This is a genomic window from Olleya marilimosa CAM030 (assembly GCF_000518485.1).
Classification (GTDB): Bacteria; Bacteroidota; Bacteroidia; order Flavobacteriales; family Flavobacteriaceae; genus Olleya; species Olleya marilimosa.
This window is the reverse complement of the sequence record NZ_JADR01000002.1, coordinates 329,604-350,878: the sequence shown is the minus strand read 5'-3', so window position 1 is coordinate 350,878 and position 21,275 is coordinate 329,604. Positions and strand designations below refer to the sequence as shown.

The window sequence follows — 21,275 nt, the reverse complement described above, 5'->3', positions numbered from 1 at the left end:
TAATCAATTATTTACAACCTTATTTGTTTATTGAACATCGTAACACATCTTAGGACGAGGATCTTAACAGATAACCAAAGTATAAATTAGTAATTCAAATGAAAAATAATTCTCTCTTAAAATGTCAAAAAACACAATTCAAATATTTGATACCACCCTTAGGGATGGCGAACAAGTACCTGGTTGCAAATTAAATACAGAGCAAAAGGTAGTCATTGCTAAACAATTAGATCTTTTAGGCGTAAATGTTATTGAAGCAGGATTCCCTGTGTCTAGTCCAGGAGATTTTAAATCGGTTGAAGCTATCTCAAAAATTGTTAAAGACGCGACTGTTTGCGGATTAACCCGATCTGTTAAAAACGATATTAAAGTAGCTGCACAAGCTTTAAAGCATGCTAAAAACCCAAGAATACACACTGGAATTGGAACATCGGATTCTCACATCATTCACAAATTTAAATCTAACAGAGAAGATATTATACAACGTGCTTACGATGCTGTAAAATATGCTAAATCGTTTGTTGAAGATGTCGAGTTTTATGCAGAAGATGCAGGTAGAACAGAAAACGAATATCTAGCAAGAGTCTGTGAAGCTGCCATTAAAGCTGGCGCAACAGTATTAAATATTCCAGACACTACAGGCTACTGCCTACCTAGTGAATATGGAGCAAAAATTAAATATTTAAAAGAAAACGTAAAAGGTATTGAAAACGCTATTTTGTCCTGTCATTGTCACAACGATCTAGGCTTAGCTACCGCTAACTCCATTGAAGGCGTCATAAATGGTGCAAGACAAATAGAATGTACCATTAATGGTATTGGAGAAAGAGCTGGTAATACTGCTTTAGAAGAAGTAGTTATGGTTTTAAAACAACACCCTTATCTAAACTTAGATACAAGTATAAAAACCGAAATGCTTTACGGATTAAGCCAATTAGTATCAGACAGCATGGGAATTTATACACAACCCAACAAAGCAATAGTTGGCGCAAATGCATTTGCACATAGCTCTGGAATACACCAAGATGGTGTAATTAAAAATCGTGAAACCTATGAGATTATCAACCCTAAAGATGTTGGTGTAACAGAATCAGCAATTGTATTAACAGCAAGAAGTGGTCGTGCAGCTTTAGCTTACAGAGCTAAAAATGTTGGTTATGAATTAACCAAATTACAACTAGACGATGTGTATGCTAATTTTTTAAATTTTGCAGACAGAAAAAAAGAAATAAACGATGGAGACATCCATCAAATTATAGAAACTAGTAACGTGTATCAACAAATAATTTCTGCTTAATATGGGAAAAACATTATTTGATAAAGTTTGGGATGCACACGTTGTAGAAACCATTAAAAATGGTCCACAAGTATTGTATATTGATAAACACCTAATCCACGAAGTAACAAGTCCACAGGCTTTTAACGAGCTTGAAGAACGCAATATTCCTGTTTTTAGACCTAATCAAATCGTAGCTACAGCAGACCACAATACACCAACACAAAACCAACACTTACCAGTTAAAGATGATTTATCTAGAAATCAATTAGAACAATTATCCAAAAACTGTAAAAAAAATAATATTACACTCTACCAATTAGGGCATAAATACAATGGAATTGTACACGTCATGGCTCCAGAATTAGGAATCACACAACCAGGAATGACTATGGTTTGTGGTGACAGTCACACCTCTACTCATGGCGCTTTTGGTACTATTGCTTTTGGTATTGGAACCAGTCAAGTAGCTCAAGTTTTTGCTAGTCAATGTTTATTATTAACCAAACCAAAAAGCTTAAGAGTAACCGTTAACGGAACACTCAAAAATGGTGTACTACCAAAAGATGTCATTTTATACATCATTGCAAAATTAGGAACAAACTCAGGTACTGGATATTTCTGTGAATATGCTGGAGATGTATTTGAAAATATGTCCATGGAAGGCAGAATGACAGTCTGCAATATGAGTATTGAAATGGGAGCTCGAGGCGGAATGATTGCTCCGGACCAAACCACTTTTGACTATGTAAAAGACAAAAAATTTGCGCCAAAAGGAGATGCTTTTGATAAAAAAGTAGCGTATTGGAAAACACTTCCAACCGATGCTGATGCTGTTTTTGATAAAGAATATACTTTTGACGCACAAGATATAGAACCCATGGTAACCTATGGGACAAACCCAGGAATGGGAATTAAGGTAACCGAGAACATACCAACAATAAACGATGCTTCTTTTGAAAAATCATTGCAATATATGGATTTCAAAAAAGGAGAATCTTTAATCAATAAACCTATTAACTATGTCTTTATAGGTAGTTGTACCAATTCAAGAATTGAAGATTTTAGAGTTGCAGCAAATTATATAAAAGGAAAACAAAAAGCAGCTAATGTTACCGCTTGGTTAGTTCCAGGTAGTAAACAAGTAGAAGCTCAAATTATAAAAGAAGGACTTAAAGATGTATTTGATGCAGCTGGTTTCCAGCTAAGACAACCAGGCTGTTCAGCATGTTTAGCAATGAACGATGATAAAATTCCGCAAGGCGAATATTGTGTTTCAACCTCAAATCGAAATTTTGAAGGTAGACAAGGACAAGGGTCTAGAACAATATTAGCCAGTCCTTTAGTTGCAGCAGCAACAGCTATTGAAGGCAAAATTGTGGACATAACAAAACAACTAAATTAAAATGGAAAAGTTTACAACACTACAATCTCAAGCTATTCCGTTAGCAATAGAAAACATAGATACCGATCAAATTATTCCTGCTCGATTTTTAAAAGCAACAGATCGTAAAGGTTTTGGAGACAACCTATTTAAGGACTGGAGATTCAACAAAGACAACTCTATAAATAAGTCTTTCTCTTTAAATAATTCTAAATATTCAGGGAGTATTTTAGTCGCTGGAGACAATTTTGGTTGCGGTTCTAGTCGGGAGCACGCAGCTTGGGCTTTAAGCGATTATGGTTTCAAGGTTATTGTTTCTAGCTTTTTTGCAGACATTTTTAAAGGTAACGCTTTAAACAATGGACTACTTCCTGTTCAAGTTTCTGCTGAATTTTTAAGAGTTTTACTAGACACAATAACTAATCATCCAGAAACATTATTAAAAGTAGACCTATTAAATCAAACTATATCTGTTAATGACACGTCCTTTAAAGAAACTTTTGATATAGATACCTATAAAAAAACATGCATGATAAATGGCTACGATGATATTGACTATTTATTAAGCAAAAAAGAAACTATTACAGCTTTTGAAGCTAAAAAAACATATTAAATTTTATACTATGAAATTAAACATAGCTGTTTTACCAGGTGATGGCGTTGGACCAGAAGTAACAAATCAAGCCATAAAAGTTTTAAAAGCAATTGCTTTAGAGTTCAACCATTCATTTTTATTTAAGGAAGCTCCTGTTGGCGCTACAGCAATAGACCAACATAACAATCCTTTACCTGAAGCCACTTTAGAACTTTGCAAGTCAAGTGACGCTATTTTATTTGGAGCTATTGGACACCCTAAATACGACAATAATCCAAGTGCAAAAATACGTCCAGAACAAGGCTTATTAAAGCTTAGAAAAGAACTTGGTCTTTACGCAAACATTAGACCTGTTAAGGCCTATGATACACTGTTGGATAAATCACCATTAAAACAACATATTATAGAAGGTACAGATATAACTATTTATCGTGAACTGACTGGAGGTATTTATTTTGGCGAAAAACATTTAAGCGAAGATGGCAATACTGCGTCAGATTTATGTGAATATTCTAAACATGAAATTGAACGCATTGCACATTTAGCCTTTAAAAGTGCACAGAGCAGAAAAAGAAAAGTCACTTTAGTTGACAAGGCTAATGTTTTAGAAACCTCACGTTTATGGAGAAAGGTTGTAACAGACTTAGCTAAAAATTATCCAGATGTAACATTAGACTTTTTATTTGTTGATAATGCAGCAATGCAAATTATCTTAAACCCTAAACAGTTTGATGTTATCCTTACAGAAAATTTATTTGGTGACGTTATTAGTGACGAAGCTAGCGTCATTGGTGGTTCAATTGGACTATTAGCATCTGCATCTGTTGGAGATAAATATGCGATGTTTGAACCAATACATGGGTCTTATCCACAAGCAACAGACAAAGGTATTGCTAATCCTGTAGCTTCAATTTTAAGTGCTGCGATGCTACTTGAACATTTTGAATTACATGAGGAAGCAGAATTAATTAAAGAAGGCGTAGAAAAATCTTTAAAATTAAATATTACTACTCCAGATCTAAATACAACCTATGATAATGTTTCTACTTCTAAAGTTGGAGACTTTATTGCCGACTTTATTAGCAACCCAAAGGACACGAATATTAATTTCGCTAATATTCATTTAGGACAATCTACAATTATATAATAATTTATTTATTAGTCTAAAAAGTTCGGTAATTTTTACCGGACTTTTTTAGTTAAAAAAAAACCTGAAAACAAAATGTCTTCAGGTTTTTTCAACAAATTAACTAAAGCTTAATGTTCATTTAATCTAAAGTCTGGATACGCATCCATACCATGCTCATGAGCATCAAGTCCTTCCAATTCCTCTTTTTCAGAAACTCTAATTCCAACAGTTTTCTTTAATGTATAAATAATTAAAAACGAAGATACTATACACAAAACAGCATAAGAAACCACACCTATAAGCTGACTTACAAACTGTGCACCACTGGCTAATTCTCCAAAAAGACCAACAGCTAAAGTACCCCAGATACCGCATACTAAATGTACTGCAATAGCTCCAACAGGATCATCTAACTTTAACCTATCAATTAAAGACACCGCAAAAACAATAATTGCACCTGCCACTGCGCCAATAATTATAGCATCAGTAGGACTCATTTGATCTGCTCCCGCAGTAATCCCAACTAACCCTCCAAGAATTCCGTTTAAAAACATCGTTAAATCCAAGTTTTTAAACTTAAGTAAAGACACAAAAGCCGAAACAACTCCCCCAGCAGCTGCTGCCAAACAAGTTGTTACTAAAGTTAATGACGTTAACGATGGGTCTGCAGATAATACAGATCCTCCATTAAAACCAAACCATCCTAACCATAGTATTAAAACTCCTGCAGTTGCTAATGGAATATTATGTCCAGGAATAGCTTGTATTTTACCATCTTTAAATTTACCTATTCTTGAGCCTAATAAGCATACAGCCACTAAAGCTGCCCAACCTCCAACAGAATGCACTAATGTCGATCCTGCAAAGTCATAAAAAGGAGTTTCTAGTGTTTGTAAAAATCCGCCACCCCATTTCCAAGAACCAGCAATTGGATATATTAATCCAACATATATTATTGTAAAAACCATAAATGGTCCAATCTTCATACGTTCTGCTACTGCACCAGACACAATAGTTGCTGCTGTTGCAGCAAACATCCCTTGAAATAAGAAATCTGTCCAATACGTATACCCTTCATTATATGCCAAATCTAAAGCACCTTCTGCTGTTACTGGTGCATCTAATCCAAAACCAGCAAATCCTATAAACCCATTAAATTCACCTGGGTACATTAAATTAAATCCTACTAAACAGTAAAGTAATAGACCTACCGTAATAATAAATATGTTTTTAAATAAAATGTTTAATGTGTTCTTTTGTCGTGTTAACCCGATCTCTAAAAATGCAAATCCTAAATGCATAAAGAAAACTAAGGCTGTACAGATCATCATCCATACATTGTTAATTGTAAGTAATTCCATGGTTTTTTATTTTAAAGTATTTCCTCCTTTTGCTCCTGTTCGTATTCTATAGACCTCATCAATTTGTGAGACAAATATTTTACCATCACCAACTTCTCCGGTAGAACCTGATTCTAAAATGGCTTTTATGGTTACTTCTTCAAAATCATCATTAACAACTATTGATAAATAGCGTCTTTGTATATCACTTGTACTATAAGAAACCCCTCTATAAACATGACCCTCTTTTTCGTTACCTAAACCAGTAACATCCCAATAGGAGAAAAAATTTACTCCAACTTCATGCAATGCTTTTTTAACTGCAGAAAATTTAGATTTCCTGATTATTGCTTCTACTTTTTTCATAATTAGATTGTATTAAAATTTATATATCGCTGCCAAAACAAAAGAACCCAAGGTTTTTGTAGCCATTAAATCTGTATCAATAAACGCATCATCAGAACTACTATCAAATCTAAATTCTGGTTTAACAATTAAGTCTTCGTCAATAACCAAGCTCCCAGTAAGTGTTAATCCAATAACACTTGGATCATCATCTACTAATTCACTTTGCGTTTGAAAATATTCCCCTCTTAATCCTATAGTAAAGGTTTCACTAAGACCATATTGAGGATACAAATCAACGCCATAAAATCCTTCACCATCATTATCCGCATACGCAGCATTAATACCAACAAAAAAATCTTCTGACATATCAAAACCTCCAGTATAGTCTACTTCAAAACCTAAACCTGCAGCATCATATAATACGTTTAAATACTGCCCATCATATCCTAATTGCGCACCTACTGCATAACTTCCGTCTGGATTAAACTCTGTAACATCCGTTTGATTAAACACTCCTAACATTAAGCTAAAATCTTCTGACAAAGTAAAGTCTGCTTTCAAACCCGTATGAGAGAATGGTCCATTAGAAAACAAATAAGACGTACTATAATTAAAGTTTCCAGCTGGTGCAATAACTTCGTATCCTAAAAACGTATTAAACTTTCCTAAGGTTAATTTGGTGTTTTCGCTAATATTATAAAAAGCAAACAACTGATTTAATACTGTTGCACTTGCAGCTTCACCTCTTGGCCCAAAGACTAAATCCGCAACTGCTCCAACACGTCCTTTTTCATAGGATGCAATAATATTTCCCATTCCTAAAGAAAATCCACCTGTATCAGCAAAAGATGTTTCAGGTGCAATTTGATTTTCATCATTTGGTGCAGTTAAATTGGTTCTGTAATACGCATCCACACTACCTTCAAATGCAAACTTTTTTTCTGGTGTATTAGCATCCTCTTGAGCAAACAATGTTGTTGCAACCAAAAGAAGCGACAAGGTCAGTAATTGTTTCATAATAATTGGTGTTAAATTGGTTGGTTAATATCCCAAATCTATGTTAAAAAAAATTTAACCCCCAAAAAACACAGGGTTACAAACTCATTTTTATTATAATTTTATTTTTAACCCTATTTTTTATAGGGTATCACAAAATACATGTACATATTTTAATAATCTCACATTGTTGATAATGAGTAATTCTTACAAAAAACATGTTTTACTTATATAATATTCAGTTTTTTATATTTTACGCAATCGTTTTCGCAACAAACAATCCTATTTATTGTGTTTTTTATTTTAACAATTTATCAGAATAAGTGATGAAAAATTATTTATAGCGCATTAAATAATAGTCTAAATCAGAATTTCGAAAAAGTGTTTCTACTTTTTTCAAATTCAGTTGATAGCGTGTATCTTGGGTATTAAATAAGGCCCAAAAAAGCCTTTTAAATTGACTTATTATGCTTAAAAAACAAGGATTGTATTTACCAGAATTTGAACACGATAATTGTGGTGCAGGATTTATCTGTAGTTTAACAGGAAAACGATCTAACGATATCATACATAAAGCACTAGAAATTTTAGTAAAATTAGAGCATCGTGGTGCAGTAAGTTCGGATGGAGTTACAGGTGATGGAGCAGGTATTTTAATTGATATTCCACATAAGTTTTTCAAAATTTTCTGCGAGTTTGATTTACCAGAAGCTGGAGAATATGCGGTTAGTAATGTATTTCTTCCTAAAAAAGAAAACCAACGTCAATATTGTATTGATGTTTTTGAAAAAGAAATCCAAAATCAAGGCCTTAAATTAATTGGCTGGAGAGATGTGCCAGTTAATAGTGATGTGTTAGGCGAAATTGCAAAAGTTACAGAACCATTTGTAAAACAAATTTTTATAGGAAAAGCTAGCGATACCCAAACCGAAAGAGAATTCAATATCAAATTATATGCTGCACGTAAAATAGCAGAACATACTATTTATGATTCTAAATTATCTGAAGCACAATTTTTTTACCTGCCAAGTTTATCTACTAAAATTATAATATTTAAAGGCTTATTAATGCCTGAACATATTAATGAATATTATTTAGATTTATTTAATTCAGCGTTAGATACACGATTAGCATTAGTACACCAACGTTTTTCTACCAATACATTTCCAACTTGGGATTTAGCCCAACCATTTAGATATATCTGTCATAATGGAGAAATAAACACTGTTAGAGGTAATGTGTCACGCATGTTTTCTCGTGAAGAAATTATGGAAAGTCCATTATTTTGTGACGATATTAAAAAAATTATCCCAACAGTTTTAAAAGGAAAATCAGACTCTGCCACACTAGATATGGTTGTAGAATTGTTATTAATGACTGGTCGCTCACTTCCTGAAGCTATGATGATGTTGGTGCCTGAAGCTTGGGAGAAAAACCCAAATATGTCTGATTCAAAACGTGCTTTTTACGAATTTAATTCTTGCTTAATGGAGCCTTGGGATGGACCAGCTTCAATCCCATTTACAGATGGTAATTTTATTGGAGCAGTTTTAGACCGAAATGGTTTACGTCCTTCAAGGTATACCGTAACAAAACAAGGAAATGTTATCATGTCTTCTGAGACTGGAGTTGTAGATATTGCTCCAGAAAACATAGAATTCCATGGTCGTTTAGAACCAGGAAAAATGTTTTTAGTTAACATGAGCGAAGGTCGTATTGTTAATGATGAAGAAATTAAAGAAGAAATAGCAGCCAAACATCCTTACAGACAATGGTTAAACGAAAATTTAGTACACCTCAGAGATATTGAAGCCAAAAAAGGACCAATTAAGTATGATGAAATAGATCTTAAAAAACGCGAAGTTGTCTTTGGTTATACCGAAGAAGATTTAAACACCATTATTCGACCTATGGCTCAATTAGGAAAAGAGCCTATTGGATCTATGGGAAGCGATACTCCAATTGCTATTTTATCAGAAAGACCACAATTAATTTACAATTATTTTAAACAATTGTTTGCTCAAGTTACCAATCCGCCTTTAGACGGAATTAGAGAAGAGTTAATTACAGACATAAGTTTAACGCTTGGAAGCGATGTTAATATTTTTAATATCAATGCCGAACATTGTAAAAAATTAAAAATCCAGAATCCTGTTATTTCAAAACATGATTTAGATAAAATTAGAGATTATGATACTAATCCTGATTTTAAAGTCGAATCTATTTCAATGTTATACGAAGTAAATCGTGGCCTAAATGAATTGGAAGTCGCTCTTGAAAACTTAGTAACCAAAGCATCAAAAGCAATAGATAAAGGTGCAAACATCATTATTTTATCCGATAGATTTGTAGACGAGAACCACGCTCCAATTCCTGCACTTTTAGCCTGTTCTTACGTTAATCACGCCTTACACAAATTAAAAAAACGCTCAAGAATTAGTTTAATTATTGAATCTGCAGAACCTCGTGAAGTCCACCACTTTGCCTTACTATTTGGTTATGGCGCAAGTGCTGTAAACCCATATATTGTAAATGAAATTGTTCAAGAACAAATCAACAATGAAGACCTTACAGATTTAGAATATTTAACAGCAATTAAAAACTATAATAAAGCAATTGGAAAAGGAATTTTAAAGGTGATGAACAAAATCGGAATCTCCACCTTAAACTCGTATCGTGGCTCTCAATTATTTGAATGTATCGGAATTAAAACCTCGACAGTCGAAAAATACTTCCCAAACACACCAACACGAATTCAAGGTATTGGCTTAAGAGAAATTGAACAAGAAATTGTTAAACGTCACAAAAAAGCTTTTCATAAAAACACAGAACCACAAATTGAAGTTGGTGGAGATTACAGATGGAGACGAGGACAAGAAAAACACATGTTTAATCCTCTAACAATTGCTAAACTTCAAGAATCGGTAAAAAACAATAAAGCATCTACTTTCAAAGAGTTTTCAGAACTGGTAAACAATCAATCTAAAAACTTAATGACTATAAGAGGTCTGTTTGAATTTGATCAATTTGACCCAATACCATTAGAAGAAGTAGAACCTTGGACAGAAATTGTTAAGCGATTTAAAACTGGAGCCATGTCTTATGGTTCAATTAGTAAAGAAGCACATGAAAATTTAGCAGTTGCCATGAATAGAATTGGAGGGAAATCCAATTCTGGTGAAGGTGGAGAAGACCAAGAACGATTTTACAAAAGCTCTCAAGGAGACTGGAAAAACTCAGCAATCAAGCAAGTCGCTTCTGGACGTTTCGGAGTAACTTCAAATTACTTAACAAGCGCAAGCGAAATTCAAATAAAAATAGCACAAGGCGCAAAACCTGGTGAGGGTGGACAATTACCTGGACCTAAAGTAAATCCAGAAATTGCAAAAACAAGAAACTCGACACCTTATGTAGGGTTAATTTCGCCACCACCACATCACGATATTTATTCTATTGAAGATTTATCGCAATTAATTTACGATGTAAAATCAGCAAATAGAGAAGCCAGAATTAATGTAAAATTGGTATCAGAAATTGGTGTTGGTACAGTAGCAGCAGGAGTTGCTAAAGCTAAAGCAGATGTTATTTTAGTCTCTGGTTTTGATGGTGGTACAGGAGCGTCACCTTTAACATCATTACGTCACACAGGATTACCTTGGGAACTTGGTATTGCAGAAGCGCAACAAACTTTAGTCATGAACGATCTTAGAAATCGTGTGGTTTTAGAGTGCGACGGTCAGTTAAAAACAGGACGTGATGTCGCGATTGCCTGTTTATTAGGAGCAGAAGAATTTGGTTTTGCAACAGCGCCTTTAGTCGCTTCTGGTTGTATTATGATGCGTGTATGTCACCTAAACACCTGTCCAGTTGGTATTGCAACCCAGAATCCAGAATTACGTAAAAAGTTTAAAGGCAAACCAGAACACGTCGTTAACTACATGTATTTTGTGGCACAAGAATTACGTGAGATTATGGCAAAATTAGGATTTAGAACCATAAATGAAATGGTTGGACAATCTCAAAAACTAAACAGAAACAAAGCCATAGACCATTATAAATCTTCAGGAATTGATTTAACACCAATTTTACACAAAGTAGAAGTCGCAGAAGATGTACAACTATACAACACGTATTGTCAAGACCATAACTTAAATGTGCACTTAGATTTTAAAATCATAAAACAAGCACATCAAGCTTTATTTAGAAGACAAAAAACAAACTTAGCTATGCCTATCACAAATATAGATAGAGCAGTTGGAGCAGTTATAAGTAACGAGATTTCTAAAATTTACGGAGCAGATGGTTTACCAGAAGACACTATAAATATTGATTTTACAGGTTCTGCAGGACAAAGTTTTGGAGCCTTTGCTACTAAAGGTCTAAGATTTACAGTGCACGGAAACACCAATGATTACCTAGGAAAAGGATTATCTGGAGCGAAATTAATTATTAAAGTACCAGAAAAATGTACCATCGTTCCGGAAGATAATATCATCACAGGAAACGTGACACTGTATGGCGCAACCTCTGGAGAAGTTTATATAAATGGTAAAGCTGGAGAACGTTTTTGTGTAAGAAATTCTGGTGCAAAAGCAGTGGTTGAAGGTATTGGAGATCATGGTTGTGAATACATGACTGGTGGAGTTGCTGTTATTCTTGGTACTGTAGGTCGAAACTTTGGAGCAGGAATGAGTGGAGGAGTTGCATATGTTTTAGATGAAAAAGGAACGTTTAAACAACACTGTAATACTGAGGATTTAAATATCGATCCAATTGATAACGAAGCAGATCGTCTTCAGTTAAAACAATTAATCGAAAATCATTTTGGAGCAACAGGAAGCCCATTAGCAGCACGTATTTTAAAGGACTGGAACAATTACCTTTCTAAGTTTAAAAAAGTGTTACCAGAAGAGTACAGACAAGCCTTAGTGAGATTAGAACAAGAACAACTAGAATTAGCGTAAATTATGGGAAAGATAACAGGATTTTTAGAGTTTAAGCGTGAAAACGAAAGTTATATAGCGCCAGAAAAACGCATAGAGAATTACAAAGAATTTACGATTACATTACCAGAGAATCACCTAAAAGATCAAGGTGCTCGTTGTATGGATTGCGGAATTCCGTTTTGCCATAGTGGTTGTCCACTTGGGAATTTAATTCCAGATTTTAATGATAAAGTCTACAAAGGAAAATGGAAAGAAGCTGCTGAAATTTTACACAAAACCAACAACTTCCCAGAGTTTACAGGACGCTTATGTCCAGCACCATGCGAAGAAGCTTGTGTTTTAGGTATTAATGAAGACCCAGTAACGATAGAAAATATTGAAAAAAACATAGTAGAAACTGCCTTTAATGAAGGTTGGATTACAGCACAACCACCAAAAGTAAGAACCAAAAAAACAGTTGCTGTTATAGGCTCTGGACCAGCTGGATTAGCTGCTGCACAACAATTAAATCGCGCAGGACATACCGTTACTGTTTTTGAACGCGATGAAAAAGTTGGTGGATTATTACGTTACGGAATTCCAGATTTTAAAATGGAAAAACATGTTATTGATAGACGTGTTGCTGTTTTAGAAGAGGAAGGAATCACCTTTAAAACTAATGCACATGTTGGTGTTAATGTAGATGCTAATCAACTTAAAGACGATTTTGACGCAGTAGTTTTATGTGGTGGTGCAACAGTAAGAAGAAGCATTCCAATTCCTGGAGCCGACTTAAAAGGTGTCACGCAAGCAATGGATTTTTTAAAGCTAAACAATCAATATGTAGATGGTTTAGTAGACTTTAAAGACATTATTTCTGCAAAAGGAAAAGACGTTATCGTAATTGGTGGTGGAGACACAGGAAGCGATTGTATTGGTACTTCTAATCGTCATGGCGCAACTTCGGTGACAAATTTTGAAATTTTAAGCAAACCAACCGAAGGTCGTCCAGCACATCAACCTTGGCCTTATTGGCCTATGAAGTTAAAAACAACCTCATCACACCAAGAAGGTGTAGAACGTTTTTTTAGTATTTCTACAAAAGAATTTTTAGGAGACAAGGACGGAAATTTAATTGGACTAAAAACCGTGGAAGTTGAATGGATTTTCAAACCAGGAGAACGACCACAACTTAAAGAGGTTCCAAACACTGAAAAAGAATGGAAATGCGACTTAGCCTTATTGGCTTTAGGATTTACTGGAGCCGAAAAAACATTAGCAGACCAGTTTGGTTTAAATATGGATTTTAGAACCAATATTGAAGCGTCAACCAAAGATTACGCAACTAACGTTCCTGGTGTTTTTGCTGCTGGAGATATGCGTCGTGGACAATCGTTAATTGTTTGGGCAATCTCTGAAGGAAGACAAGCTGCACATCATATTGACACATATTTGATGGGTGAGTCTTGTTTACCTTTAAAGGATGATAGCGATTTGCCTAGAGTATAACAAATTACTGTGCAAGCAGGTATCTTATTAAATAAAAAAAGCACCTTGAAAAAGGTGCTTTTTTTATGGCTTCATGCTACAAGTTTTCAAAACCTACGCAGATGACATAATCATTTTACTTAGGATACTTCGCTCTAATCCCATCCAAACACAAATTACCAATACTACCAATATGAGTATGTTTTTTTGAAGTGTCTGGTTTGTACGTTCCGTTTTCTACTTCACCTCCAATTTTCTGATAGGCTTCTCTAAATGGCATTCCTTCAACCACTAAAGTATTAATATTATCAACTGTAAATAGGTATTGGTATTTGGCATCGTTTAAGTCTATTTCTTTTACAATGACTTGCTGAATAGCGTAATTAAAAATGTCTAATAAGTCCTTTACATCTTCAATTGCTGCAATAATATTTTCTTTTAACAACTGAAAATCTCTATGGTAACCACTTGGTAAATTATTGGTTATTAAAACCATTTCATGATGTAAGGCTTGAATTTTATTTGCTTTCCCTCTAATCAATTCAAACACATCTGGATTCTTTTTATGTGGCATAATACTGCTTCCTGTAGTAAGCTCATCAGGAAAAGCGATGAAGCCAAAATTCTGACTATTATACACACAAATATCCATTGCAAAACGCGCCAATGTATTACACACACTACCTAAAGCTAAAGCGATAGTTCTCTCGCTTTTCCCTCTACTCATTTGTGCAGCAACCACATTATATTTTAAGGTCGCAAAGTTTAATTCTTTTGTTGTTAACTCTCTATCAATAGGAAAAGAACTTCCGTAACCTGCAGCAGAACCTAACGGATTTTGATCTACTGTTTTTAATGCTGCATTTAGCAAGTATACATCATCTATTAAAACCTCAGCATAAGCAGAAAACCACAAACCGAAAGAAGAAGGCATTGCGACTTGTAAATGCGTATAACCTGGAAGTAAAACTTCTTTATGCGTTTCGGCTAAGCCTAAAAGCGTTTCAAAAAGCGTATTTGTTTTTTCGTTAATTTCTTTTAAATTTTCTTTATAATATAACTGAAGAGCAACTAAAACTTGATCGTTTCTTGAACGTGCTGTGTGAATTTTTTTTCCAACATCGCCTAAAGTTTTTGTTAGTTCGTATTCAATTTTAGAATGTACATCTTCAAAGGATTCTTCAATAACGAAGGTTCCGTTTTTTATAGTTTCCGCAATAGCGTTTAAACCATTTTTTAATTGTTGCAATTCTTCTGAAGAAATGATTCCAATGGACTCCAACATAATAGCATGAGCTAATGACGCTTGCACATCGTACTTAGCAATATGAAGATCTATTTCTCTGTCGTTTCCAACTGTAAATTGTTCTATTTTTTTATCAATACTAATACCTTTGTCCCAGAGTTTCATAATCTTTAGTTTATCTGTTGATTTGTTCTTCGTTACTTCGAGTGATTCTGATTTTTTTATCAGAATTATATCGAGAAGTATTTTCTTGTTTTCGATACATTTCTCCTTACAGTCGAAACACTCAAACTGACGAAAATCTTACAATACTTTTTCTAATAATTCGATATATATTTTAATGCCTTCTTCAATTTCATTTAAATAAATAAACTCATCTGCAGAATGCGATCGTGTGCTATCTCCTGGACCTAATTTTAAGGAAGGACAACTCAAAACCGCTTGATCTGATAATGTTGGCGAACCATAAGTGCTTCTACCAATTTCTATTCCTGCAATTACCAATGGATGATCGATTGGAATAGACGATGAATTTAATTTTATACTTCTTGGAATAATACTATCACAAGGCGCTTCCTTTTGTAAAATATCTACAATTTCTTGATTGGAATATTTATCGTTTACTCTAACATCTACCACTAACTTTACATCAGCTGGCACTGCATTATGCTGCTTTCCTGCGTTGATTTGTGTAACGGTTAATTTTACTTCACCCAAAGCTTCCGAACTTTTATCGAACGTGTAATTTCTAAACCATTCTAAAACTGGAATGGTATTATAAATCGCATTATCATGATTTGGATGCGCAGCATGACTTGGCGTTCCTTTTACGATTGCATCAAACACAACCAAGCCTTTTTCGGCAACAGCTAAATTCATTAAAGTTGGTTCTCCAACAATAGCGACGTCTACTTTTGGAATAACAGGTAACATACTATTTAATCCATTTTCTCCACTGCTTTCTTCTTCAGCGGAAGCGACAATAACCAAATTAAAATTTAAATCTTCTCTATTGTAAAAATACGCGTAGGTTGCTAATAAACTCACCAAACAACCACCTGCATCATTACTTCCTAAACCATATAATTTTCCATCTTCAACAATAGCTTTAAAAGGATCTTTTGTGTAACCATTATTTGGTTTTACTGTGTCGTGATGTGAATTTAATAATAAGGTTGGTTTACTTTCATCAAAATGCTTGTTAGTAGACCAAACATTATGTTGTGTACGATGAAACGCAATATCTTGTTGCTTAAACCATTGCTCAATATGCGCAGCAGTAGGCCCTTCTTCTGAAGAAAACGACTGCGTTTCTATCAATTGCTTTAACAATGCAATTGCCCTGGTTGTTAGTTTTTCTATCATTTTGTAATGGTTGTGTGTTTATTGTCTTTTTGAAAAAGCATTTGCGCTTTACCTATACAAACTTTTTGTACGTTATGATTTATGGCATGAAAACAGTTATTTAATTTAGGAAGCATGCCTTCAAAAATCACTTTATTATCTACTAATGTTTTATAGGTTGCTGTGTTAATGTTTTCAATAACAGAATTGTCATCATCTACATGTTCTAAAACCCCATTTTTTTCAAAACAATAATATAATTCTGAATTCCATTTTGACGCAAAGCCTATTGCTAATTCTGAAGCAATCGTATCTGCATTTGTATTTAATAATTGTCCGTTTTTATCATGAGAAATGGCACAAAAAACAGGAGTAATATTATTATTTAAAAGAATCTCTAAAGTTTCGGTATTGACCTGTTTAACATCACCAACAAAACCATAATCTATAGCATTTACAGGTCGTTTATTAGATACTATTGTATTACCATCTGCTCCAGAAAAACCAATAGCATTACAATGATTTGCTTGTAATTGCGCGACTATATTTTTGTTTATTTTACCTGCATAGACCATAGTAATAATATCTAAAGTCACTTGATCGGTTACTCGTCTTCCGTCAATCATTTTAACCTCAACTTGCATTTTTTGCGCCAATTTGGTTGCTAATTTCCCACCACCATGCACTAGGATTTTAGGAGCATCTATAGTCGCGAATGCTTTTAGGAATTGCTGTAAGGCGTTATCATCATCGATGATGTTTCCTCCAATTTTTATAATTTTTAGTGTTTTCATGCTTATTCTTCTTTTGATGTGATACTGAAATGAATTCAGTATGACGTGACGGATTAACATTAACTTATTGCTTACTTTAAAACCTCAATCGTCAAGCTGAACTTGTTTCAGCTTCTCATTATTTACTAATTGTGTGATACTGAAATAAACTCAGCATGACGTAACATTACAATTTCCCCAAAATTTGCTTCAAGACAATTTGCGCAGCAAAAGTCCTATTATTTGCTTGTTGAATAACCACTGATTGCTGGCCATCCAAAACCGCATCTTCCACAACCACATTTCGTCTTACAGGTAAACAATGCATAAATTTTGCATTGCCTAACTTTGCTTTAGTCATCATCCAATTTTCATCCTGATTTAATACTTTTCCGTAGTCTTTATAATTACTCCAGTTTTTCACATAGACAAAATCGGCATCTTTTAAAGCAGCTTCTTGATTGTGATTTATTGGTGTGTTTTTGGTGATTGCTTCGCTTAACTCATAACCTTCAGGATGCGTAATGGTTAAATCTACATCCAAGTTTTGCATCATTTCTACAAACGAATTCGCAACCGCTTGTGGCAATGCTTTTGGGTGTGGCGCCCAAGACAAGACTACTTTTGGTTTTTCTTTTTTGGTAAATTCAGAAATAGTAATTGCATCTGCCAATGCTTGTAAAGGATGCGCAGTTGCACTCTCCATATTTACTATTGGCACAGTTGCGTATTTCACAAAGCTGTTCATTACAAATTCACTTTCGTCTTTTTGCTTATCAGTTAAACTTGGAAAAGCTCTAATAGCGATAACATCGGCATATTGCGATATCACTTGCGCAGCTTCTTTAATATGTTCAGACGTGTTTGCATTCATGACTGTACCATCTTCAAACTCTAAATTCCAAGCATCATTTACATTTAAAATCATGACTTCCATTCCTAAATTTTTTGCAGCTTTTTCGGTACTTAATCGTGTACGCAAACTAGCATTAAAAAATAACATGACTAGCGTTTTATGTTTTCCTAAATCTTCGAATTCAAAAGGGTTCATTTTTAATAAAATGGCTTCCTTTATAGTTTCTTGAAGATTTGATATGTCTTTTATTTTGGTATACTTTTTCATCTATTTATTACTTTAATCTTACTGAATTCATTTCAGCTTCTCACTGTTATGCGATTCTGAAACTAGTTCAGAATGACGTTGCTATTTAATTCTTATTTCTTAGCATTTAATACTCAATATAAACGCTATTACACACACTTATTTTCATGTATCCACAACTCTCGTCAAGCTGAATTTATTTCAGATTCTCACTATTATGTGATTCTTAAACTAGTTCAGAATGACGTTACTCGCATTACTATTTTAATTCCTTTTTTAAAGCATCAAAAAACAAATCGATATGTTCTTTTTTGATGGTTAAAGGCGGAAGAATTCTTAATAAATTAGGATTCTTTGCGCTTCCTGTAAATATCTTATGTTCAAAAATTAGCTTTTTACGCAGTTCAGCTATTGGAAAATCAAATTCCAAACCAAGCATTAATCCTCTTCCTTTGATGTTTTTTATTGCCGAAATTCCTTTTGCTTTTTCAATAAAATAAGCTGAGATATCTTTAGCATTTTGCATCAAATGCTCTTCTTCAATAACTTCTAAAACCGTCAAAGAAGCTACACATGCTAAATGATTTCCACCAAAAGTGGTTCCTAACAAACCAAAAGATGCTTTAATGTCTGGATGAATTAAAATACCACCAATCGGAAACCCATTTCCCATACCTTTGGCAATCGAAATAATATCTGGAGTCACATTATATTTCTGAAACGCGAAGAAATCGCCAGTTCTTCCAAAACCAGATTGCACCTCATCTGCAATAAAACACGTATTGTATTTTTTACATAATGCATCGACACCTTCGTAAAACGCTGCAGTACTTTCGTCTAACCCTCCAACACCTTGAATACACTCAATAATTACTGCACAAACATCGTTTTTAGCTAGTGCTTTTTCCGCATCTTCCAAGTCTCCTAATTCTAGAATTTCAACCTCTTGCTGTGCATTAATTGGCGCAATAATCTTCGTATTATCTGTTGCCGCAACTGCTGCTGATGTACGACCATGAAAACCATTTTTAAAAGCAACTACTTTTTTCTTTCCGTTATGGAATGACGCCAGTTTTAAAGCATTTTCATTGGCTTCTGCACCAGAATTACATAAAAACAACTCGTAGTTTTTACAACCAGATAACTGCTCTAACTTGTCCGCTAATTGTACTTGTAATGGATTCTGAATCGAGTTGCTATAAAATCCTAATTTGGCTACTTGATCAGAAATGGCAGCCACGTATTTTGGATGAGAATGCCCAATAGAAATCACTGCATGTCCACCATATAAATCTAGATATTTGGTGTTATTTTCATCAAAAACAAAGACATCTACAGCTTTTACTGGTGTGATATCGAATAATGGATAGACGTTAAATAAACTCATATCTGCTCTTCTTTAATGTTACTAATCTTGTTAAACGAGGCAATCATACCTTGTATTAAAGAGGAACTCAATCCTTTGTGCTCCATCTCATTCAAACCTTCAATCGTACACCCTTTTGGAGTCGTTACACGGTCTATTTCCTCTTCCGGATGATTCCCGTTGGTAATCAATAAGCTCGCAGCACCTTCACTGGTATACATCGCTAATTCTTGTGCTTCTTTGGCATCAAACCCTAACTGAATAGCAGCTTGTGTTGTCGCTCTAATTAAACGCATCCAAAACGCAACACCACTTGCGCAAACCACAGTTGCTGCCTGCATTTGGCTCTCCGGAATACTCAACGAATGTCCTAAACGGTTAAAAATAGCCTCAGCGATTTTAATACGTTTTGCTCCTTGCACATTACTACACAAACACGTCATGGATTTACCAACTGCAATTGCTGTGTTTGGCATCGCACGAATGATAAATTTATCTGCTCCAACTTGCGCTTCAATCTTAGGAATTAAAAAACCAGTAATGGTCGAAATCAAGACGTGCTTCTCTGTTAATTCCGGCTTAATGTCATTCAATATTTGCTCAAAATGCGCTGGTTGCACTGCAAAAATGATGATATCAGATTGCCTTACAGCTTCGGTATTATCCGTCGTTAAATGCACATTTTTATAACCATCAAATTCTTGAATGTCTTCCAAATTCCGTTTGGTTAAATACAAACTGGTAATGGCGTTGTTGGTTATCAATCCTTTTGCGATGGACTTTCCTAAGTTTCCTGTTCCTATAATTGCTATTTTCATAATTTTATATTGTTTTGGCGTTACGACAAGGGTCGCGTCTTCCGTTATATCTTTTTTGCCTTGTTCTCGATACAAATTTGCTCATGCTTCACAAATTCACTCGAACTGACGTCAAAAAAGGATGCCACTTCAACCGCTAACGCAGCAGCAGTACTTTTAAAAATAAGTAGCTTTCAGTTTTAAACCTTCTGTTTCATCAAAACCAAACATTAAGTTCATGTTTTGAACAGCTTGTCCCGAAGCGCCTTTTAGTAAATTATCAATGATGCTTGTGACCAATAATTTGTCTTCATGTTTATGTAAATGAAGGATGCATTTGTTAGTATTTACCACTTGTTTTAAATGAATCTCATCATCCGAAACTACAGTAAAAGCAGCATCTTTATAAAAATCGGAATACAATGCTTTTGCGTCTTCCAAGCTTCCTTTAAAATTAGTGTACATAGTTGCAAAAATCCCTCTAGAAAAATCACCTCGATTTGGCACGAAATTAATATCCGAATTGAAGTTAGATTGCAACAGTTTCACCGATTGATTAATCTCACCCAAATGTTGATGTGTAAAAGCCTTATAATGCGAAAAGTTATTATCTCGCCACGTAAAATGCGTAGTTGCTGATAATGATGTTCCTGCTCCTGTTGCTCCTGTAACTGCATTAACGTGTACATCATTTTGCAAAACTTCAGCTTTAGCTAAAGGCAATAATGCCAACTGAATAGCAGATGCAAAACACCCTGGATTTGAAATGTAATTCGCTTTTTTTATCGCTACTTTATTTAATTCTGGCAAACCATAAACAAACGTTTTTCCTTCAAAAATGGCGTCTTTAGTTAATCTGAAATCATTACTTAAATCGATGATTTTAGTTTCTGCAGAAAATGAATTATTTTCTAAAAATGCTTTAGAATTTCCGTGACCTAAACACAAGAATAACATATCCACTTCTGCGTTAATTTCATTGGTAAACTCCAAATCTGTGCTACCAATTAAATCTTGATGTACTTTATATATCTTATTTCCAGTATTAGAGGTACTGTAAATAAAATTGATGTTTGCTTTTGGATGATTTAACAACAATCTAATTAACTCTCCTGCTGTGTAACCTGCGCCTCCAATGATTCCTATTTCTATTTTTTTCATGTTTA

The 21,275-nt window shown here is 34.3% G+C and carries 16 protein-coding genes; 6 read left to right on the top strand and 10 right to left on the bottom strand.

The genetic code is table 11. The annotated features are described in order from the left end of the window. The first annotated feature begins 121 nt into the window (after positions 1–121). The 4 genes from M890_RS15790 to leuB are packed head-to-tail and all read left to right on the top strand — an operon-like array spanning position 122 to position 4,402. Positions 122–1,297, top strand: coding sequence for a 2-isopropylmalate synthase (locus M890_RS15790; RefSeq protein ID WP_051437457.1), 1,176 nt, complete (start codon positions 122–124; stop codon positions 1,295–1,297). A 1-nt stretch (position 1,298) separates the two neighbouring features. After that, positions 1,299–2,681, top strand: coding sequence for a 3-isopropylmalate dehydratase large subunit (gene leuC / locus M890_RS0105590; protein ID WP_028282591.1), 1,383 nt, complete (start codon positions 1,299–1,301; stop codon positions 2,679–2,681). Between the two features lies 1 nt (position 2,682). Next, positions 2,683–3,273 carry a 3-isopropylmalate dehydratase small subunit gene (gene leuD, locus M890_RS0105585; protein WP_028282590.1) on the top strand — a complete coding sequence of 197 codons (591 nt, stop codon included), beginning with the start codon at positions 2,683–2,685 and terminating at the stop codon, positions 3,271–3,273. A 10-nt stretch (positions 3,274–3,283) separates the two neighbouring features. Then, a complete protein-coding gene (leuB, locus tag M890_RS0105580) occupies positions 3,284–4,402 on the top strand; it encodes a 3-isopropylmalate dehydrogenase (protein ID WP_028282589.1) in 1,119 nt (372 codons plus the stop codon). A gap of 110 nt (positions 4,403–4,512) precedes the next feature. Here leuB and M890_RS0105575 read toward each other — a convergent pair whose 3' ends face one another. Genes M890_RS0105575 through M890_RS0105565 form a run of 3 tightly spaced genes read right to left on the bottom strand, consistent with a single transcriptional unit; the run spans position 4,513 to position 7,089 of the window. Beyond that, positions 4,513–5,745 (bottom strand): ammonium transporter, encoded by a 1,233-nt coding sequence (locus M890_RS0105575; RefSeq protein WP_028282588.1) that lies wholly within the window; start codon positions 5,743–5,745, stop codon positions 4,513–4,515. A gap of 6 nt (positions 5,746–5,751) precedes the next feature. Next, a complete protein-coding gene (locus M890_RS0105570) occupies positions 5,752–6,090 on the bottom strand; it encodes a P-II family nitrogen regulator (protein ID WP_028282587.1) in 339 nt (112 codons plus the stop codon). A 12-nt stretch (positions 6,091–6,102) separates the two neighbouring features. After that, positions 6,103–7,089 (bottom strand): outer membrane beta-barrel protein, encoded by a 987-nt coding sequence (locus M890_RS0105565; RefSeq protein WP_028282586.1) that lies wholly within the window; start codon positions 7,087–7,089, stop codon positions 6,103–6,105. A gap of 446 nt (positions 7,090–7,535) precedes the next feature. Here M890_RS0105565 and gltB point away from each other — a divergent pair, with 446 nt between their 5' ends. Both gltB and M890_RS0105555 read left to right on the top strand, forming a co-directional pair. Then, a complete protein-coding gene (gene gltB / locus M890_RS0105560; RefSeq protein WP_036597179.1) occupies positions 7,536–12,032 on the top strand; it encodes a glutamate synthase large subunit in 4,497 nt (1,498 codons plus the stop codon). 3 nt (positions 12,033–12,035) lie between these two features. After that, positions 12,036–13,502, top strand: a complete 1,467-nt coding sequence (locus M890_RS0105555; protein ID WP_028282584.1) for a glutamate synthase subunit beta — start codon at positions 12,036–12,038, stop codon at positions 13,500–13,502. Positions 13,503–13,617: 115 nt separating this feature from the next. Here M890_RS0105555 and argH read toward each other — a convergent pair whose 3' ends face one another. From argH to argC, 7 genes are all read right to left on the bottom strand, one after another. Next, positions 13,618–14,892 (bottom strand): argininosuccinate lyase, encoded by a 1,275-nt coding sequence (gene argH, locus M890_RS0105550; protein ID WP_028282583.1) that lies wholly within the window; start codon positions 14,890–14,892, stop codon positions 13,618–13,620. A 138-nt stretch (positions 14,893–15,030) separates the two neighbouring features. Next, positions 15,031–16,092, bottom strand: a complete 1,062-nt coding sequence (locus M890_RS0105545) for a M20 family metallo-hydrolase (protein ID WP_028282582.1) — start codon at positions 16,090–16,092, stop codon at positions 15,031–15,033. Further along, positions 16,089–16,865 carry an acetylglutamate kinase gene (argB, locus tag M890_RS0105540; protein WP_028282581.1) on the bottom strand — a complete coding sequence of 259 codons (777 nt, stop codon included), beginning with the start codon at positions 16,863–16,865 and terminating at the stop codon, positions 16,089–16,091. The genes M890_RS0105545 and argB overlap by 4 nt, the downstream gene beginning before the upstream one ends. Before the next feature lie 166 nt (positions 16,866–17,031). Beyond that, positions 17,032–17,967, bottom strand: a complete 936-nt coding sequence (locus M890_RS0105535) for an N-acetylornithine carbamoyltransferase (RefSeq protein WP_028282580.1) — start codon at positions 17,965–17,967, stop codon at positions 17,032–17,034. A gap of 238 nt (positions 17,968–18,205) precedes the next feature. Then, positions 18,206–19,333, bottom strand: coding sequence for an aspartate aminotransferase family protein (locus M890_RS0105530; protein ID WP_028282579.1), 1,128 nt, complete (start codon positions 19,331–19,333; stop codon positions 18,206–18,208). After that, a complete protein-coding gene (gene proC, locus M890_RS0105525; protein ID WP_028282578.1) occupies positions 19,330–20,130 on the bottom strand; it encodes a pyrroline-5-carboxylate reductase in 801 nt (266 codons plus the stop codon). Before proC ends, M890_RS0105530 begins: the two co-directional genes overlap by 4 nt. A gap of 156 nt (positions 20,131–20,286) precedes the next feature. Continuing rightward, positions 20,287–21,270: an N-acetyl-gamma-glutamyl-phosphate reductase gene (gene argC / locus M890_RS0105520; protein WP_028282577.1), complete on the bottom strand. Its 984-nt coding sequence runs from the start codon at positions 21,268–21,270 to the stop codon at positions 20,287–20,289. Positions 21,271–21,275 lie beyond the last annotated feature (5 nt).

Excerpts from the sequence above, each read along its gene's own strand:
- argH (WP_028282583.1), bottom strand. The coding sequence starts at position 14,892 with ATGAAACTCTGGGACAAAGGTATTAGTATTGATAAAAAAATAGAACAA.
- proC (WP_028282578.1), bottom strand. The coding sequence starts at position 20,130 with ATGAAAATAGCAATTATAGGAACAGGAAACTTAGGAAAGTCCATCGCA.
- argC (WP_028282577.1), bottom strand. The coding sequence starts at position 21,270 with ATGAAAAAAATAGAAATAGGAATCATTGGAGGCGCAGGTTACACAGCA.
- M890_RS0105555 (WP_028282584.1), top strand. The coding sequence starts at position 12,036 with ATGGGAAAGATAACAGGATTTTTAGAGTTTAAGCGTGAAAACGAAAGT.
- M890_RS0105570 (WP_028282587.1), bottom strand. The coding sequence starts at position 6,090 with ATGAAAAAAGTAGAAGCAATAATCAGGAAATCTAAATTTTCTGCAGTT.
- M890_RS0105575 (WP_028282588.1), bottom strand. The coding sequence starts at position 5,745 with ATGGAATTACTTACAATTAACAATGTATGGATGATGATCTGTACAGCC.
- M890_RS0105545 (WP_028282582.1), bottom strand. The coding sequence starts at position 16,092 with ATGATAGAAAAACTAACAACCAGGGCAATTGCATTGTTAAAGCAATTG.
- leuC (WP_028282591.1), top strand. The coding sequence starts at position 1,299 with ATGGGAAAAACATTATTTGATAAAGTTTGGGATGCACACGTTGTAGAA.
- gltB (WP_036597179.1), top strand. The coding sequence starts at position 7,536 with ATGCTTAAAAAACAAGGATTGTATTTACCAGAATTTGAACACGATAAT.
- argB (WP_028282581.1), bottom strand. The coding sequence starts at position 16,865 with ATGAAAACACTAAAAATTATAAAAATTGGAGGAAACATCATCGATGAT.
- leuB (WP_028282589.1), top strand. The coding sequence starts at position 3,284 with ATGAAATTAAACATAGCTGTTTTACCAGGTGATGGCGTTGGACCAGAA.
- M890_RS0105565 (WP_028282586.1), bottom strand. The coding sequence starts at position 7,089 with ATGAAACAATTACTGACCTTGTCGCTTCTTTTGGTTGCAACAACATTG.
- M890_RS0105530 (WP_028282579.1), bottom strand. The coding sequence starts at position 19,333 with ATGAGTTTATTTAACGTCTATCCATTATTCGATATCACACCAGTAAAA.
- M890_RS15790 (WP_051437457.1), top strand. The coding sequence starts at position 122 with ATGTCAAAAAACACAATTCAAATATTTGATACCACCCTTAGGGATGGC.
- leuD (WP_028282590.1), top strand. The coding sequence starts at position 2,683 with ATGGAAAAGTTTACAACACTACAATCTCAAGCTATTCCGTTAGCAATA.
- M890_RS0105535 (WP_028282580.1), bottom strand. The coding sequence starts at position 17,967 with ATGAAAAAGTATACCAAAATAAAAGACATATCAAATCTTCAAGAAACT.